Below are 16,289 nucleotides of genomic sequence, written 5' to 3' on the forward strand. Positions count from 1 at the left end.
TCGACCGCTATTCGAACTGTTCCTCGTGAAATAGAAGACCTTGCCTCAAAGCCTCCTTTCTTAGTTCTTTGCCCAACGGTTTTGGTCCACAAAAATAGATATGTACGGGCGTCTTGGGGTGTTCGTCACGTAGCTTCGAAAATACTTGCGACCAGTCAGGGCGACCGGTCTTGGTCCTTGCCTGCAACCCTGTTAGTGCATCTTTCTTATGATTGCCCCAATAGGCATTGAACGCAATTTGCAGTAGCAGGTTCGATAGGTTCAGTCTCAGGCGCGTCAGGTGTATGGTGGCGTTGAATCGGGAGTTGCCTAATTTGGCTTCTGCTTGATGAATAAGATCGATAAACAAACTGTAGGATCTCTGCGAACGGTTGAGCCAGTGAAAGTAGAGTCGGTTAGGTGTAGTTCGCGCCGACTTCAAAAAGGAGTGAATTACAGAAGCAAAGGGTGTTACCCCGATGCCGCCTGCGATTAACACTGCGACTGGGGCGCGGTAGAACCCAGAGGTTGGGGCAGCATAGGGGCCATCGATGTAAGCGGTCCACTTCTGCCGACCTTTATGTCTTTTGTTGGCCAGATTGTTGAGCGCCGCCGTCCAGTTGCCTGCGTGTCGCACATGGATGTCGATACGATTGGATTCCGGCGCAGCGCTCAGGGTGAATGGATGCCACTCCCACCGTGAGATGGCAGGTATGCGAATTCGAATATAGTCACCGGGAACGAATTTAAAGTGCTTACCGCGTTTGAATTTTACCTGGGTGACTCGTTCTGACAGAGGCTTGAGATCGGTGATTTCTACACGCTTGTATCGGAAGAAAAATCGAATGAGCGCGTCGATAAGGAGCAAGATAGCTACCGGTGTAAACCATAACCAGAAGTTCGGCGCATGTATGAGAATTGCAACGATGAAGGGCGCATACAACAAATGGGTGAGCACAAATCGCTCATAGTCTGTCTTTCTTCGTTGGGCACTCCGCCACATAAGTAGCAGGCAAGCGCTGATTGCGACACCGGTGAGCCCAACCGTTGTGCTAAACAGGTTCTCTAAAAGGGGCTGATTTGTTTGTACGTAATTTACTATATGTGCTGATATGTGTACCCCTGAAAACAGGATGATGGCATACCCGAACAGGCGGTGTGCGTCAGTGAGGCGGTCTAGCGGCAGGAGCCTGTGGAGTATGTTGTGGCGCAGAAGAGTTAGAATGCTTCGCAGCATTGGTATCAGCACAAGAGCAGCATTGAGATTCAAGCAGGCGCCGCCTCCGCGCGCAATCTGGACCGCGAGACTTGCGCCCTCCATTGCATAGGACGTCATCGCACTGGCAAATAGATAGACGTTTGCGGCAAGGTATACGAGTAACCATAGGTGCGGTATTAAAGAAACGTGCATCGCTGCATTAACGCGTCTTCCGAAATCTGCAATGGGACGATGGGATTTTTTGCGCTGGAGGTTTTGGCCAAGTAGCTGCCGGAGAAAGTGGTCTAGTTGAAGGGTTAGATCCGGAAAGTGCTCAAAGAGTACTGCCAAATCTCGAACGTTGATGCTGTGTTTCTTGACCTTGGCAGCATCTAGTACGCTTTGCACCAGTTCATCAAGGGTGTCTTCGGATAATGCTAAGTCCTGCTCCGAAAGGCTGGTTGATAGGATGGATCGCAGTTCTTCACGCGTCAGCTTGCCATCGTTATCGACATCATAACAGTTGAAGAGAAATGCTATTCGGTAGTTGCCCTTCAGTGCCAGGACAAACTCACGGAACTCGTCGTAGTCGATATAGCCCGAGTGATCAGTGTCGATGACACTAAACATGCGTCTGGCCAGAAAGTCACTGTCTACCGACAGGGCTTTCTTCCAGTCCGAATAATCGATGAGTTCGTCGTGTCCTGCGAGCTTTCGGTATGCGCGCTTAATCAGGCGATTGCTGGGCCAGCTCATGGTCGAGTCCCCGTTTTACAAGGTTCGATCAAGTACGGCAGATCTTATTAGTATGAATTTTGGTCGATTATCCAGATTGAATGCTGTATTTTCAACTACCTTCGAAAAGGTCAGTTCACTTTTTTACTACTCAATTGCGGACGATTTTTCATGCGATACCTAGGGCTTATATAGCTTTGGCCAAAAATGCGACACTATTTGCCACATCTAAGGCTCACCATTGGGTATAACCAAGTTTTGTATCTTATGCTTGGAGCCGGCTCGTTTCACCTTTTCTTCGATGCGTTTAGATATTTTCAAAAGCGGAGAGTCAGGCAGCGAACATAGTCGGCAACGTTATCCAAATATCGCGGTCTCACAAACAGAATCGATTCACTTAGGAGAGAAATATGTCTGATTCCATCTCGATTTTCTTTGAAGCTTGGCAAGTTGAAGACGCCGTGGATCGGCTTAGCAAGATTGCCAGTGCTGTGACCGAGAACGTAAAATACGCTGATCCTCGCACCCCAGAAACCATTAGTGGTATTGATGCGTTAAGTAATTATGTTGGTATGTTCAGTGCGAATGCGCCGGGGTGGTCTGCTCAAGTCGTCAAGAGCGAGACAACGGGCGGAGTGACGAGGGCTACTGTCGCTTTTAGTGGAGTCGGTCCTGATGGTGATGAGAAAGTGCAGCTTGGCCAATACTTTGTTGAGAAAGAGGGCGCTGTAATATCGCGTATGGTCGGCTTTGTTGGTACTGGTGAACAGTAATAGGGCAATTCTGCTAGTTGCTACCAAGGATTGGCGAATATATGAAAATACACTACCTAGAAATTGTTTCTCCAGATGTTGGCCCAGTATGTACAGCGTACGAATCTGCTCATAATGTTCAATTCAATGAGCCTGATGAGCTACTAGGTGGGACAAGAACGTGCACATTGGCCGACGGAAGTATTGTTGGTGTGCGCAGCCCTTTGCGGGATACTGAGGAGCCGATAGTTCGCCCTTGTTGGCTGGTAGACGATATCGAGAAAGCTGTGGATCTGGTGAAATCAGCAGGAGCTGAAATCGCGGTTCCGCCGATGGAGATTCCCGGTAGGGGCAAATTCGCTATCTATATCAATGGCGGAATCGATCATGGGTTCTGGCAGCTATAGATGTGTTAGGCCACCTGCCCGGGATTGGATGTGATTTAAGAGGAGAGTTATGAGTCAGCAAGCGTTACTGGAATATTTCATTTCTAATCAATGGATTACTATTCCTGCTTTCATCATTTTGGTTATCGGGATCACTTTGTGCTGGTTCGGGGGTTTGATGGCTGCGCTCACAGCAATAGGGAACCAACGTTGGCTCTGGGGTCTGGTTACCATATTTCTAGGGCCCGTTACCGGAATACCATACTCCCTCCTGTACCGTGAGGCAGAATATCCGCGATCCCTGATGATGAGAGGACTATTGATCATTCTTGCCGCGGTAGTAATCTTTGGTGTCGGCTGGTTGGCTACTTAGCAATATCTGGGTAGAGTGCCGTGTTTTGGCATCCATGGGGTGTGGCAGTTCGTACTACTGTTCAGTAATGTAGGTTTAGCTGTCACTATTTATTCAAAATCGTATTTTCTGCAGGTATCACTCTCACACGAAAATGTGCCCATTGAGGCCTCTTCTTCGGCCGCCGGACGAATAGCGCGCTACCTGTCCGTCCATATATACCCATTCCGCCTAGTATTGACTTGTGAATACATGATGGATCTACCCGGTGGCTGCCGGGTTGAAGGGTAGTTAAGGTACATGCGCGCAGCTTCTTATTCCGTTTTGATCGTTTTGTGTTTGTTTCTGGCCGAGGGTTTCGCAACGGAACCGGCCCGATCGGGCTACAACACACCTATCCCTGAAAGCATATTGACGCCAGAGCGCGTGGAAACATCGATCGGCGTGCTCAAATTTCAGGACGGCAGGCCGACACCAGAAACGTCTGAAAAGCTATACAACCACCTCGATTTTATCCGTGGAACTGAAGTGTTCCTCAATTTTATTCCCATGGCCTCTCTGCAGGCACTTTATCTTGGCCACCAATCGGTTGGTGTGGATGCCATGAACAAAGTTGGAGTCACGACTAAGCTCATGGACTCTACACCGCTGTTTCTTACCGGAAATACGGACACCGTTTACGCTTCGGCCTTTCTCGACCTGAGGAAGGCTGGTCCCGTGGTCGTTGAGATACCCCCGGGTATCGGCCCGAGTACCGTGAATGATGCCTTCTTCCGCTTTGTAGTCGACATGGGGGCGCCAGGACTAGATAAGGGAAAGGGTGGTCGTTACCTGATACTTCCGCCGGATTACCAGGGGGAGCTTGATCCGCCGGAGGGTGGGTATACCGCAAAGGTGGATGGGGAGGCGTACTTCGTTGCCAAATCTACGAGCTATGTCAATTGGCTGATAGCTCGGGGCTTCCTTGTTGATGGCAAAACGGATGCTGCCGTTCGCAGCTATGAAGGGGGGCTCCGCATCTATCCTTACTCGGAAAGAAAGCGCCCCCAAAAAATGGAGTTTATCTCTCTATCTGAGGTCCCGTTCAACACGATTCATGCCAACAATTATGATTTTTATGAAGAGATTGATGAAGTAATTCAGCGTGAGCCGACCTCGATGCTGGACCCAGAGTTGCGCGGGCTTGCGTCCTCTATCGGTATCGAAAAGGGTATACCTTTCCGTCCAGATGATCGCATGAGGAAGATATTGACAGACGCTGTTGCCGTCGGAAACGGTACCGCTAGGGCGATCATGTTTGACAACCGATATGAGAAGGCACGCGTTTACGATGACCGGCAATGGTACAGCGCTTTTGTTGGCGGAAATTATCAATGGTTGCGCGGTGAGAAGGGTGAAGGTGGGCGCAACCTCGATGCTCGCACTGTGTTCTTTTATCAGGCTACGGTCAACACGCCAGCGATGGTGCTCAAGATTCCAGGTGCCGGCTCTCAGTATGCGGTAGGATATCGTGATTCGAAAGGAAACTTTCTCGACGGCGGCCGCTATTACAAATTGACGATACCCAAGAATGTTCCCGCGAAGGATTTCTGGTCGGTTGTTGTATATGACCCACAAACACGTTCTGAGCTACAAACCGGGCAGACCTTTCCATCTAAGAACGATATGCGAGACAGCCTAAAGACCAATGCAGATGGTTCGGTTGATCTTTACTTCGGCCCAAAGGCACCCAGAGACTCCAAGGAGAACTGGATACAAACAGTACCTGGCAAGGGCTGGTTTGCGATTCTCAGGCTCTACGGCCCAACCGAAGAGTGGTTTTCGAAGGAATGGAGGCCAGGAGATTTTGAACCAATAACGATGGAGTGACTTGTATTGCCGTTAGGCCGTCTTGGTCCCGCCGTTTCGTGTACTAGTTGGACGGCAAGCGGTACGGGGTCGGTGTTAGCTTCTTTGTGGGGAAGAGCAAAGGCTGGCTAGTCCGCGCATCGTCGGATTTCACTAGCTATTTCAATATAGTCTGCCAGCCCTTCAGAATGTCTCCATTTAATTGGTTCGCGCGTACTAGATAACTGCTTGTTTTAATTAAAAAATTTACGGTTCTATATTTTTAAAATATCATTTGCTTGCCACGACAAAAAGTGCTTGGCGTCACGTAGTTTGTTGTGACTCACGGAAAACTCGCACGGCTCTATAAGGACTTAACATGCCAGCAATTGATGTTCAAACCGTTAAAAATCTATTGGAAGGCGGCGGAAAAATTATTTTCAACCGCAACAATATCAGTCCAACAAAGTGCTCAATGCAGGCGAAGCTGCCTGCGCCACTGGGTACTTTTGATAATACTCTGATGGCGAAAGCCACAATTGCCGACAACACCATCAAAATGGTGGCGACAAAAGATAATGATCTTACAGCTAACGCTGTGAATGTGCTTTATGAAGATCAGTACGCGACTACCGGCAGTATTAAGCCGCCCGGCTACATCTTTTCCGATAGCTTTGGTGGTTGCTCGTTTTACCTGTTTCGGGGACCGATGGGTAATATCCATGGTGCGCACGCTTCCAGGGGGAACCATGGTCAGGTCACTGACCCCACTTCCTACTTTACCAACCGTGGTGGTACGCTCCTGTATACCTGGCATAGTAAAGGTAATATTCCCGAGAAGCGTTTAATGAACTACGAGCTTGGTGCTGTACTTGCGGTAGTAAACGCCGACGTAACGGATATCTTTTGCATTACCACAAAAAATCAGAAGGTCACGTCTGTAATTGGCCATGAGCAGGTCAGTAACTCGGCAGGTTAAACGTTATGCCAAAAGGCATTGACTGCTAGTGGCTGATGGCTGGCTTCACTTATTGTCTATGTGTACATCGAGCCGACAGAAATGGTCTATTTCTGTCGGCTTTTTTCTTTAGCGAAGTATAATTCCGGGAATATTAAATTGATTGTTCCGTCCAGCTACCTTTTGTCGGCAATAGGAGATTGCTATCAAACTCGTATATACCCATGAGAATATCGCAATTGCCTCGAACGTTCAGTCGGTGCTCGAGGCCGCCGGAATTGAAACCGTGCTGAAAAACGAGTTTTCTGGGGCAGGGCGAGGCGAGTTGGGCGTATTTGATACCTGGCCTGAAGTATGGGTGCGTTCTGAAGCGCAGTATGCAAAAGCTCAGCAGATAGTTGATTCGATTTCGGAGCTTCCCGAAGGTGGTGAATGGCTATGCAGGAATTGTGGTGAAGAAAACGGCGCAGCATTTTTCACTTGCTGGCACTGCCAGTCTGTGAAGCCCGAGTTTTAGCCTGAGCATTCGCTTCGCCCTTCATATAATCAGCCATGTATTTATATGTACTAATCTGGCGCGGGCTTGTCGTGCCTGGGCGTCGAGATTATCGCCAGTACAGTTGAATCGTCATAATCTGCCACTCTGGTACTAATATTCTCTCGAGATTTCCCCCATTTTCGAGAGAGATATGCTGCTAGGAAAAAATCGTCTTGAAGCATTTAGTGACGGTGTCTTTGCGATACTGATTACGCTTTTAATCCTTGAGATCGAAATTCCTGAATTAAGTAAGGCCGATAGCCGCAGCATGCTAGAAGGCCTAGTTGTACTGTTACCGAAATTCTCGGCATTTGTGCTCAGTTATCTTGTGCTCGCAATCTACTGGCTTAGTCACCATGATCTTTTTGCGAGAATCAAGTATGTAAACGGTAAGATTCTCTGGTTGAACCTCTTGCTTCTTTTGCCAATGTGCGTAATTCCGTTTACTACGTCACTCGCTGGCGATTACCCGAGTAGTTCAATCAGTGTATTCATTTATGCCATACATATAACGATCATTGGGATCGGCTATACATTATTTGAACGCTACCTGGACACTTTAGCCTCGAAGAAATCTCTAGATGGCAGTGTTTCACTCGCGAGTCATAACTTACGTAATGATCTTGCTGTTGCCCTAAACGTGGCTGCATGTGTCGTTGCATTTCTATGGCCTCCTGCGTCCTTTGCGTTGTTATTTTGTTCTCGTCTAGTTCTGCTGATTTCCTATTGGAGAGTCTCTTCGGAGAAAGGATGATAAATTTCTTAGCGCTTTGGCTGATGATCTATCGAGAAAGAGGAAGAGTAGGGGGCAGGAATTCCTGTGTTTCGTTATTCATTGGGGCGTCATACATTGGGCTATGGTTGTAGCAATTATCGGACCGTGTCATCTGTCGGATGTCACCTTAATTGCTATAGGGTTGTTACTTATGCCATATGAGAATTTTCAGACGTTTACTGTGGAAGTCAAAGGCGCTGTTGCCTGGGTTACTTTTGACTTTCCACCAGTGAATGTCCAGGGTCAGCAAATGTTGGCGGATCTGAATGCCTTAGCGTTTCGCCTTGAAAATGATCGCAGCGTAAAGGTCGTCGTCTTCCAATCTGCGAATCCAGATATCTGGGTTTGCCACTACGACACCGATTTGCTGAAAGAAATGCCTACGGAGGCTATAGCCCGTGATGAAGCCGAAGTGCTCGACTTGCAGGCCGTTTGTGAGCGTATGAGTAAGGTCCCGCAGGCAACAATTGCAAAGCTTGAAGGTATGGCTCGCGGTGGCGGCCATGAATTCGCGCTGGCGCTGGATATGCGGTTTGGGGCCCGGGGCAAATACAAGATGATGCAGATGGAAGTCGCCATGGGTATTTTGCCATGTGGTGGTGGCGCATCACGGATGGCGCGTCAGGCCGGGCTAGGACGTGCGCTCGAGATCTGTCTGAGTGCGAGAGATTTTGATGCAGATGAGGCCGAAGCGTACGGGACCATCAACAAGGCGCTGGATCCGGATGAAATTGGGCCTTACGTAGAAAACCTTGCCAACCGGATCGCGAAATGGCCTGCGCATTCTATTAATGCAACCAAGAAAATGGTGTATGAATCGATTGATCGGCCGATCGTTGATGCCTTAAAAGCCGAGGCTTACTGGTTGTACCAGGCAACAAGCCATACCCCCGCGGTGAAGCGTTTTACGTGGGCCAATGATGAGGGCGCACAGTTTGACTTGGAGAACCAGAAAAACTGGGAGAAGCTGGTGGTTCAGGTACAGGATGTGAATTGATCGGGAGTACGGTAAGAGGACCCAGCCATAGGTAGCGCACATTAGTTCCGATACCCTTTAGTATTCGACATAGGGTATTTATGCCTTTAGAATGGTTTCTTTACTGAAATCCGGACTTCAGGCGTACCTATGGCTATCCCGCAACCCGTCCCGCTGTATCCCACATACGGTGAGCTTAAGGACCTGAGCTTTAACGATTACCCCGATCTACATACGTTTCTCCAGGATGGTGAATCCTGGTGGCTCCCGCACTGGCTCTGGGGCCAGGCGTTTCTCAGCTATACCGGTCGCAATAAGTCTGAACATACCTACACACGTTTCCGTAACGAAACCGAGCGTTTTCTCTTGTGGTTGTTTCTGGTTAAAGGTGTGCCCATGGAGCGGCTACGTAAGGCAGACATTCTGGAATACGCAGATTTCTGCTGGCAGCCACCGGTTGATTGGATCTGTCTGGCAAATCATGACAAATTTCAGTTCAACAATGGTCGCTTTGAAGCCAACCCTGCCTGGGCACCATTTAAGCTGAAAGTGCCTAAAAGTCTCGAAAATACGAATTCTGAGCCGGATAAACGCAAATATAAGCCATCCCAACAGACCTTAACGGCGACCTTTACCGGGATTGTCGCGTTCTATAAGTACTTAATGAACGAGGAGTATCTGTACGGTAATCCCGCGCAGATAGCCAAGCGCGATTGCCGACATTTCATCAAGGACGCACAGGTCAAGGAAGTCCGCCGGTTATCCGAAGCGCAGTGGCAATACGTATTCGATGTCGCATTGACGATGGCCGATGAAGATCCGATCTATGAGCGCAGCTTGTTTGTAATCTGTGCCTTAAAGACACTGTTTTTACGGATTTCCGAGCTGTCTGAGCGTGCGCAATGGAGTCCGGTCATGAGCCATTTTTGGCAGGATTCAGACGCCAACTGGTGGCTAAAGATCTTCGGGAAAGGCCGGAAATTACGTGATATCACGGTGCCAGATAGCTTTATCCCGTTCCTCAAGCGTTACCGCGCATACCGCGGTATGAGCCCTTTTCCCTCCGCGGGCGAAAATCAGCCGATCGTGGAGAAAATTCGCGGTCAGGGTGGCATGACGTCCAGGCAGCTTACCCGTGTGGTACAGCAGGTTTTCGACCGTGCCTATGAAGAAATGCGGCAGGCCGAGGGTGAAGATCATGCGTACAAGCTGAAAGAGGCTTCCAGCCACTGGTTGCGGCATACCGGCGCAAGTATGGAGGTGGAGCGTGGCCGTGCACTTAAGGATCTCTCGGAGGATTTGGGGCACTCAAGTATGGCGATAACCGATACGGTCTACGTTCATACGGAAAGCAGGGTTCGTGCGAAAAGTGGTAAGCAACGGGATGTCAAATAGGCCAATAGTTCGAGCTATGCGAGTTGGCTCGGCCTATTCCACATCAAATGTTTTGGAATAGACCGAGCGCAAATTCGCGACTTGGTAAATTGGTTACAGGGAGAGCGCCCAGTCCGGCAGAATACCGAGCGCGAATGCCTCAAGCACCTTGTCCATACCCGTCAGCACCATAACGCCCAGAATCAACAGAAGAATGCCCAGCACCTTCTTCGCACGTTCACCATTCGTCATGATGCCGCCACGCCAGCGATTCAGGAGTCTGCCTGACAGATAGGCCGCTACCAGTAGCGCAGATGCGGTGCCCACACCAAACACAAACATCACCAGAAAAGCCGTTGGAACCTGCTGTCCCACAGAGGCAAGGGCGATGGCTGCGCCCAGCGTTGGTCCGACACACGGCAGCCATACCAGTCCCAGCAGGGCGCCCATAAAGAACTGCCCTGCTCCACTGCTTTCCGTCGAGTCGCTGCTGGTACCAAAACCACTTGTGAGACGTGACAGCTGTCCACTGAGCCAGTATCCCAAACGGGGAATGATCAGTGTCAACGCGACGAAAATGAGCAACACTGCGGCAAAATTTCGGTAAGCGACCGGATCCAACCCAAGGTTGATCAATAACAGCGTGAGCACGGTGCCCGCTATGGCAAATGCACAGGCGAGCCCTAGGGACATAAACAGCGGGCCGCGTCGCCCGCCCGTGCTCGATGAGGTCATGACCACCGGGACCAGCGGCCAGACGCAAGGAGACAAGATCCCTACGATCCCTGCAATAAAGGCAAGCGGGATTGCTGCAAACTCCAATCCCATCAGGAGTTACCCTTGTTGGCCTGCGCCACGGCCTGATCGATCTTATCGGCGATCACGTCCATACGCGTTTCGGCAACGCTGAACCAGGTCTGCTTGTCGCCAGCAAACAACACGAGAGTTGACTGCCGTGGTGCACGGAAGTGGCGAACCCATTCTTTATCTGCGTCGAAATCGACGATCAATACATGAAACTTCTTGTCCGGATTGCTTTCTCGATATTCCTGCAAGACTTTCTGCTGTTTTGCACAGGTTGGACACCAGTCCGCGAATACGTCCACGAGTACAACCTCACCGGCAGCGCGCAGCTCGTTAAAGCGCTCTTCGGTGAAGGGCTCTTTGTTTGCGGCGTTAGCGGTCGATACGAGGCAGAAAGTTAGTGTGAGTAAGGTAAACAGCTGCTTGATCGGTGATAGCGACATGTAGGTGGCTTCCTTTGGTTGTCTCAAAACACGATTGGCGTGATGGCCGGAGGTGCCGTTAGGCACGCCCATCACGCGGAATCCCATTTGGTCGTACGGGCAGTGCGGTTTCTTACACTTGTTCGCAAAAAAAATATGGCGGGCACGGCAGTGCGCGGGATGAGCCGTTTTATGGCTGGAGGTAGGCTGTCGCTTGGGTGGGGAGATGGCGCCCTACTTTGCTGGGCCGGAGGCGCTCGTTTTCTTATCGCGGGCTTGATCTAACTGGTCACAGACCAACTGCATACCATGCAGAACGCGCATTGTGTGGCGCTGGATGATATCTGGTGGTACATGGTAGAGGTTGTTGTTTTTGACCGCGGTAAGTCCCGGGTAACGCTTCCAGTCATCCAGTGATTGGGGCCGTGTTTCGCCGAGACCACTGGCGATAATGACTTCGGGATCGCGATCCAGTACCGATTCAACACTGATTTGAGGCGCCAGTACGACGGCGTCTTCGTAGGCATTGCGGCCGCCGCAGGCCTCGATTACATCACTGATCAAATGGTCGCCATTTAGTGTCTGTAGCGGCTTGTGCCAAACCTGGTACAGCACGCTTACTTGGTTCTTGCCTTTGCTGTCGCGTACCAGATTTTGCAGGCGCCGGGTCCAGTCATCGGCCGTTCGGTTTGCAATATTACTGGTGCCGGCGATTTCGCCAAAGGTGCGAACGCTACTCGCAATATCATGCAGAGACTTTGTTTCGGTGACGAACACCGTGAAGCCGAGTTCTCTCAGCTTTTCTATTTTGCGGCTGCCTGTCCCCGATGACCAGGCGATAATGAGGTCAGGTTTTAGAACAAGCAGTGCTTCGTAGTTGATGATTTGATAGTTGCCGATTTCGGGTAGCTCACGCGCAGCTTCGGGGTAGTCGCTGCCGATTGCGGCGATGAGCTTATCCCCTGCCCCTGCACTGTAGATGTTTTCGACAATACTTGGTGCCAGCGCAACGATACGCTCTGCTGGCTGCTTCAGCTCCAACCACACTCCATCAGCGCCTTGTACACGTATTGGCTTGCTTGCCACCTCGGTGCCGCAAACGGCGCTCGCGATAGCGAGGATCCATGCACTAATTACAAGTTTAAAATGTATGCGCTGCATAATATGCCGTGACCATATTTACCGTGAGCATAGTGCTAGCCCGCCTGAAATTTCTTGAGCCAATCTTTGCACATGTGCTCTTCGACCATATCAGCGAGACGGTCGAGCTGCTGTTGTCGATGTGTGGTTAGATCCACCGCGACACTGGAGTCCAGTCCGGCCCAGTCCAAAATGGTTTGCTGGACTTTTGGCTGGTCGAACAGGCCATGAATGTAACTAGCAAGGATCTGATTGTCGGCGCTGACGGCTCCTTCTGGCCTCATCCCGCTTTCATCGTGAATAAGTATGGCTGGATTGTTTAGTCCATTCCCATGGGAAATACCGCAATGGATTTCATATCCCTGTACGGGAATGTCGGTCGAATTACCTTTCAGGGCGAATACACCGGAAACATTCTTCAGCGCTTTTTGTGGGGTAAGAGTCGTCGTGTAATCGAGATAACCGAAGCCAGCTTCCGTGCCAGGCAAGTCTTCGACACCTTCTGGATCGCAGACGCTACGACCAAGCATTTGCAGTCCGCCACAAATACCAATCAGTTTGCCACCATAGCGCAGGTGGCGGTCGAGGTGAGATTGCCAGTCGTTTTCTTTCAGGTGCTCTAAATCTGCGCGCACATTTTTACTGCCCGGCAGGATAACCAAGTCACACGCGGGCAGTGGCTCGCGGACGCTCACAAACTGCAGATCAACCTCTGGATGCAAACGCAGCGTGTCAAAGTCGGTGTGATTGCTGATGCGAGGCAATACCGGTACAACCACCTTCAATTTCGTTTCGTGACGCGCTTGCTGGGTGCTAATCGCGTCTTCTGCATCGAGATACAAATCATGCAGATACGGGAGTACGCCGAGTACCGGCTTGCCGGTACGTTCTTCCAGCCAATCAAGCCCTGACTGTAACAACGCTAGGTCACCTCGAAACCGGTTGATGACAAATCCCACGACCCGGTTACGTTCGGATCGGGAAAGTAATTCGAGCGTGCCAACGAGGTGAGCGAATACGCCACCGCGATCGATATCGGCAATGAGTACCACCGGGCAATCGACGGCCTCGGCGAAACCCATGTTGGCGATATCGTTGTCGCGAAGGTTGATCTCCGCGGGGCTCCCGGCGCCCTCAACGAGGACCAAGTCGTACTCATTCGTGAGCCTTGCGAAGGACTCCAGAACCGCATTTTTTGCGGTCATTTTGTATTGGTGGTAATCCAGAGCCTGCATATTGCCGAGCACCTTGCCCTGGATAATAACCTGCGCGCCGGTATCCGATGCGGGCTTCAGTAATACCGGGTTCATATCTGTATGCGTATCGACCCCGCAGGCCTGCGCCTGCAATGCCTGCGCGCGACCAATCTCGCCGCCGTCAGCGGTAACCGCACTGTTTAACGCCATGTTTTGCGGCTTGAAGGGGGCAACCCGCATACCCCGGCGTGCAAAAAGGCGGCCAAGCGCACCGACCAAGGTGCTCTTACCTGCGTCTGAAGTTGTCCCTTGGATCATTAAAGCGGGCATGTTCAATATACTGTGTTAGTAGTCGACGCCCTGCCGCGCCTTAATGCCAGCCTTGAACGCGTGCTTGATGTCTTTTACTTCGGACACGGTATCCATAATTTCCTGCAGTGCGCTGCCACCGCCACGCCCGGTAACTACCACGCTTTGTTCGGTGGGTCTGTGTTTAAGGGAGTTGAGTACCATATCCTGATCCAGATATTTGTATCCCAGCATATAGGTCAGTTCGTCGAGGACAACCAAGTCATAACTCGCGTCTTGCAGTAGCTCCGCTGCTACCGCCCAGGTTTTTTCCGCTTCCGCGATGTCGCCGGCGCGGTCCTGGGTATTCCAGGTGAAGCCCGTGCCCATCTGGTACAAGGTAACCTCCGGACAGTGTTTTTTCAGATAGAGTTCCTCGCCCGAAAGCTGTGCGCCCTTAATGAACTGTACTACGCCGACTTTGTGTCCGTAGCCGAGTGCGCGGATGACCATGCCGAAAGCAGAACTCGACTTGCCTTTGCCATTACCGGTCAGCAGGATCGATACACCCCGCTCGGTACTGGCGGCAGCGATGTTTGCGTCCACCTTGGCTTTTTGCTTCTGCATGGCTTTCTTGTGCCGTGCATTTTTGTCTTGCTGTTCTTCCGACATGGTCATCTCTATCAGGTTATCGCTGTGTAATCAGTAGCGCAGCTCAACACCGGCGTAGGCCGCGCGTTCCGCGGTATTAAAGCCGGCAGCCTCCACGTATTCTTCATCCAGCAGATTCTCAGCACGGACATAGATGGTGGCGGTATTGTTGAGTTGGTAGCGCAGGCTGGCATCGACCACTTGGTAGTCATCCATGTCCGAGCCATCAATATCGATCGCATCGATGCTCGTGCGTGTGTTCAGCACGACACTCAGTGATTCCATCGGTGTATAGGTTACCCCGAGGTTTGCTATGTGTTGAGGACGGCGCGGCCGTGCGATATCGTCTGTAGTTTCGGAATCGGTGTAGGTGTAGTTTGCTGAAAGCGACAGGGCTTCACTCAACGTCACGGCACCGATCAGTTCCACGCCGCGCGACTCACTGCGGCCACCCTGGCGGTAGCTATAGTCTGCGAGGTTGAACCAAATTTCGTCTTCCACGATTTGATCGAACACAACAAACTCAAGATGCAGCGCGTCTTGGTAGTAGTATTCAGCACCCACATCGAGGCCGCGGCTTTCTTCGGGCGCGAGTGCCGGAAGGTCCGGATAGTAATTCCGGTTGTAGTTGATTTCTGAAAGGCTGGGCGCGCGGAAGCCAGTACCATAGCTCGCTTTCAGTTTGAGTGAGCCGTCACCGATCTCATCGAAAACATATGCCGCACTTGCGCGGTAGCTATTGTGGCTACCAAAGTCTGAATTGTCGTCATGGCGCAGGCCGAGGGTCACAAATGCCTGCTCGGAAATACTGCCCTGATACTCGGAATATGCCGCCCATTGATCACGGGACAGGTCTAATGACGTATCTTCTCGACGCTCTAGCCCGTAAACAACACCATGGTTGCCGGTGATGTTTGCGCTACCATTCAGATTCAGTTGCTCGCGCCCCCCTTCTACCTGATAAGACGTTACGCCTTCAGTCAAATAGGTTCGGCTTAGATCAGAATGGGTGTAAGCGAATTCATGCTGAGTATTTTCGCTGTTGTGGGCCAGGTTGATACGCTGGTTTTTCTGCTCATACTCCGACGAGCAGTCATCGACCTGCGGCGACCAGCCACAGCGATCGTATTCAGTTGTTGCATTTGTATCCCGCACTACGGCTTCCACGCGCCACTGTTCAGAAAAATTGAATCCAACACGTGAATGCACGGTACCGTTGTTGTAGCCGTCGTCATCTTTCAGTACCACGTCACCAGTACTGGTGTTGAAGCCGTCGGTATAGGCCTTTGCTGCTGATACATAAAAGTCTGCGCGCCCGATAGCGCCGCCGCTGCTCAAGTTGTAGCGATGAGAGTCGTAACTACCCGCTTCCGCGCCCGCATTAAATTCGACTGCGCCATTGTCTTTGCGCGTTGAAATGTCGAGCACACCACCGGCATCTGCACCGTACAGCATACCCTGTGGGCCACGTAGTAACTCTACTCTGGCCAGGTTGCTGCTAAGAATATGCTCTACATGGGCACCGCCCTGAGTGCTTGTAGGGTCGGATATGTCGATACCGTCAATACGTACCAGGGTACGGAAGCCGGATTCTCCGCGAACCTGCAGCGAGGTGGTTTTACCCATGCCGCCAGTATTGGAAACGGAAACAGAAGGTACGCTGCGCAGAATTTCAGACAACGAGGAATAGCCGCGGGCCTTGATTTGCTCTTCGTCGATGGTGGTCACCGAGGTGGCAACATGGCGCAATGGCGTTGCCTGGCGCGAGCTGACGACGATCACCGTTTCCAGGTTCGGAATTGATGTGGCTTCTTTTTCGTCTGAAGACTGCGCGAGCGCAGGTGCGCTACTGGCGGCCAATATGGCCGAGGAAAGTAAGATCTTATTCAAGTTCAACCCCTAAGGACAAAAGCACATGGGATCGAGGGAGGAATAGCA

General features: G+C 51.1%; 15 protein-coding genes. 8 read left to right on the forward strand and 7 right to left on the reverse strand.

What is annotated here, in order from left to right:
* Window positions 1-7: 7 nt before the first annotated feature.
* Entirely contained in the window at window positions 8-1,933 is a 1,926-nt protein-coding gene (locus KUV22_RS02805) for a ferric reductase-like transmembrane domain-containing protein (protein ID WP_222228185.1), read from the reverse strand.
* Window positions 1,934-2,322: 389 nt separating this feature from the next.
* Here KUV22_RS02805 and KUV22_RS02810 point away from each other — a divergent pair, with 389 nt between their 5' ends.
* The 8 genes from KUV22_RS02810 to KUV22_RS02845 all read left to right on the forward strand — a co-directional run bounded on the left by KUV22_RS02810 (window position 2,323) and on the right by KUV22_RS02845 (window position 9,871).
* Window positions 2,323-2,685, forward strand: coding sequence for a hypothetical protein (locus tag KUV22_RS02810; protein ID WP_222228186.1), 363 nt, complete (start codon window positions 2,323-2,325; stop codon window positions 2,683-2,685).
* A gap of 41 nt (window positions 2,686-2,726) precedes the next feature.
* A complete protein-coding gene (locus tag KUV22_RS02815) occupies window positions 2,727-3,071 on the forward strand; it encodes a VOC family protein (protein WP_222228187.1) in 345 nt (114 codons plus the stop codon).
* 631 nt (window positions 3,072-3,702) lie between these two features.
* On the forward strand, window positions 3,703-5,271 hold the full coding sequence (locus KUV22_RS02820; RefSeq protein WP_222228188.1) for a DUF1254 domain-containing protein: 1,569 nt from the start codon (window positions 3,703-3,705) through the stop codon (window positions 5,269-5,271).
* A 337-nt stretch (window positions 5,272-5,608) separates the two neighbouring features.
* Window positions 5,609-6,208, forward strand: a complete 600-nt coding sequence (locus KUV22_RS02825; RefSeq protein ID WP_222228190.1) for a hypothetical protein — start codon at window positions 5,609-5,611, stop codon at window positions 6,206-6,208.
* Window positions 6,209-6,392: 184 nt separating this feature from the next.
* Entirely contained in the window at window positions 6,393-6,704 is a 312-nt protein-coding gene (locus tag KUV22_RS02830; RefSeq protein WP_222228779.1) for a putative signal transducing protein, read from the forward strand.
* 172 nt (window positions 6,705-6,876) lie between these two features.
* On the forward strand, window positions 6,877-7,479 hold the full coding sequence (locus KUV22_RS02835) for a TMEM175 family protein (RefSeq protein ID WP_222228192.1): 603 nt from the start codon (window positions 6,877-6,879) through the stop codon (window positions 7,477-7,479).
* 103 nt (window positions 7,480-7,582) lie between these two features.
* On the forward strand, window positions 7,583-8,497 hold the full coding sequence (locus tag KUV22_RS02840) for an enoyl-CoA hydratase/isomerase family protein (RefSeq protein ID WP_261319077.1): 915 nt from the start codon (window positions 7,583-7,585) through the stop codon (window positions 8,495-8,497).
* A gap of 129 nt (window positions 8,498-8,626) precedes the next feature.
* Window positions 8,627-9,871, forward strand: a complete 1,245-nt coding sequence (locus KUV22_RS02845; RefSeq protein ID WP_222228194.1) for a tyrosine-type recombinase/integrase — start codon at window positions 8,627-8,629, stop codon at window positions 9,869-9,871.
* A 93-nt stretch (window positions 9,872-9,964) separates the two neighbouring features.
* On the opposite strand, the gene KUV22_RS02850 is transcribed toward KUV22_RS02845, so the two are convergent.
* The 6 genes from KUV22_RS02850 to KUV22_RS02875 all read right to left on the reverse strand — a co-directional run bounded on the left by KUV22_RS02850 (window position 9,965) and on the right by KUV22_RS02875 (window position 16,241).
* Window positions 9,965-10,678 carry a cytochrome c biogenesis CcdA family protein gene (locus KUV22_RS02850; protein WP_222228196.1) on the reverse strand — a complete coding sequence of 238 codons (714 nt, stop codon included), beginning with the start codon at window positions 10,676-10,678 and terminating at the stop codon, window positions 9,965-9,967.
* On the reverse strand, window positions 10,678-11,097 hold the full coding sequence (locus KUV22_RS02855) for a thioredoxin family protein (protein WP_222228198.1): 420 nt from the start codon (window positions 11,095-11,097) through the stop codon (window positions 10,678-10,680). The genes KUV22_RS02850 and KUV22_RS02855 overlap by 1 nt, the downstream gene beginning before the upstream one ends.
* A gap of 213 nt (window positions 11,098-11,310) precedes the next feature.
* Complete coding sequence (locus tag KUV22_RS02860) at window positions 11,311-12,123, reverse strand: cobalamin-binding protein (RefSeq protein ID WP_315857496.1); 813 nt, start codon at window positions 12,121-12,123, stop codon at window positions 11,311-11,313.
* Between the two features lie 149 nt (window positions 12,124-12,272).
* A complete protein-coding gene (locus KUV22_RS02865) occupies window positions 12,273-13,742 on the reverse strand; it encodes a cobyric acid synthase (protein ID WP_222228202.1) in 1,470 nt (489 codons plus the stop codon).
* A gap of 15 nt (window positions 13,743-13,757) precedes the next feature.
* Window positions 13,758-14,372: a cob(I)yrinic acid a,c-diamide adenosyltransferase gene (gene cobO, locus KUV22_RS02870; protein ID WP_222228204.1), complete on the reverse strand. Its 615-nt coding sequence runs from the start codon at window positions 14,370-14,372 to the stop codon at window positions 13,758-13,760.
* 30 nt (window positions 14,373-14,402) lie between these two features.
* A complete protein-coding gene (locus KUV22_RS02875) occupies window positions 14,403-16,241 on the reverse strand; it encodes a TonB-dependent receptor plug domain-containing protein (RefSeq protein WP_222228206.1) in 1,839 nt (612 codons plus the stop codon).
* Window positions 16,242-16,289 lie beyond the last annotated feature (48 nt).

Source organism: Microbulbifer agarilyticus (assembly GCF_019800665.1).
Lineage (GTDB): Bacteria > Pseudomonadota > Gammaproteobacteria > Pseudomonadales > Cellvibrionaceae > Microbulbifer > Microbulbifer agarilyticus_C.

Bases quoted from the DNA above. Each gene is read 5' to 3' on its own strand.
- KUV22_RS02835 (WP_222228192.1), top strand. From the start codon at position 6,877: ATGCTGCTAGGAAAAAATCGTCTTGAAGCATTTAGTGACGGTGTCTTT.
- KUV22_RS02805 (WP_222228185.1), bottom strand. From the start codon at position 1,933: ATGAGCTGGCCCAGCAATCGCCTGATTAAGCGCGCATACCGAAAGCTC.
- KUV22_RS02855 (WP_222228198.1), bottom strand. From the start codon at position 11,097: ATGTCGCTATCACCGATCAAGCAGCTGTTTACCTTACTCACACTAACT.
- KUV22_RS02840 (WP_261319077.1), top strand. From the start codon at position 7,583: ATGGTTGTAGCAATTATCGGACCGTGTCATCTGTCGGATGTCACCTTA.
- KUV22_RS02820 (WP_222228188.1), top strand. From the start codon at position 3,703: ATGCGCGCAGCTTCTTATTCCGTTTTGATCGTTTTGTGTTTGTTTCTG.
- KUV22_RS02815 (WP_222228187.1), top strand. From the start codon at position 2,727: ATGAAAATACACTACCTAGAAATTGTTTCTCCAGATGTTGGCCCAGTA.
- cobO (WP_222228204.1), bottom strand. From the start codon at position 14,372: ATGTCGGAAGAACAGCAAGACAAAAATGCACGGCACAAGAAAGCCATG.
- KUV22_RS02845 (WP_222228194.1), top strand. From the start codon at position 8,627: ATGGCTATCCCGCAACCCGTCCCGCTGTATCCCACATACGGTGAGCTT.
- KUV22_RS02825 (WP_222228190.1), top strand. From the start codon at position 5,609: ATGCCAGCAATTGATGTTCAAACCGTTAAAAATCTATTGGAAGGCGGC.
- KUV22_RS02850 (WP_222228196.1), bottom strand. From the start codon at position 10,678: ATGGGATTGGAGTTTGCAGCAATCCCGCTTGCCTTTATTGCAGGGATC.
- KUV22_RS02865 (WP_222228202.1), bottom strand. From the start codon at position 13,742: ATGCCCGCTTTAATGATCCAAGGGACAACTTCAGACGCAGGTAAGAGC.
- KUV22_RS02810 (WP_222228186.1), top strand. From the start codon at position 2,323: ATGTCTGATTCCATCTCGATTTTCTTTGAAGCTTGGCAAGTTGAAGAC.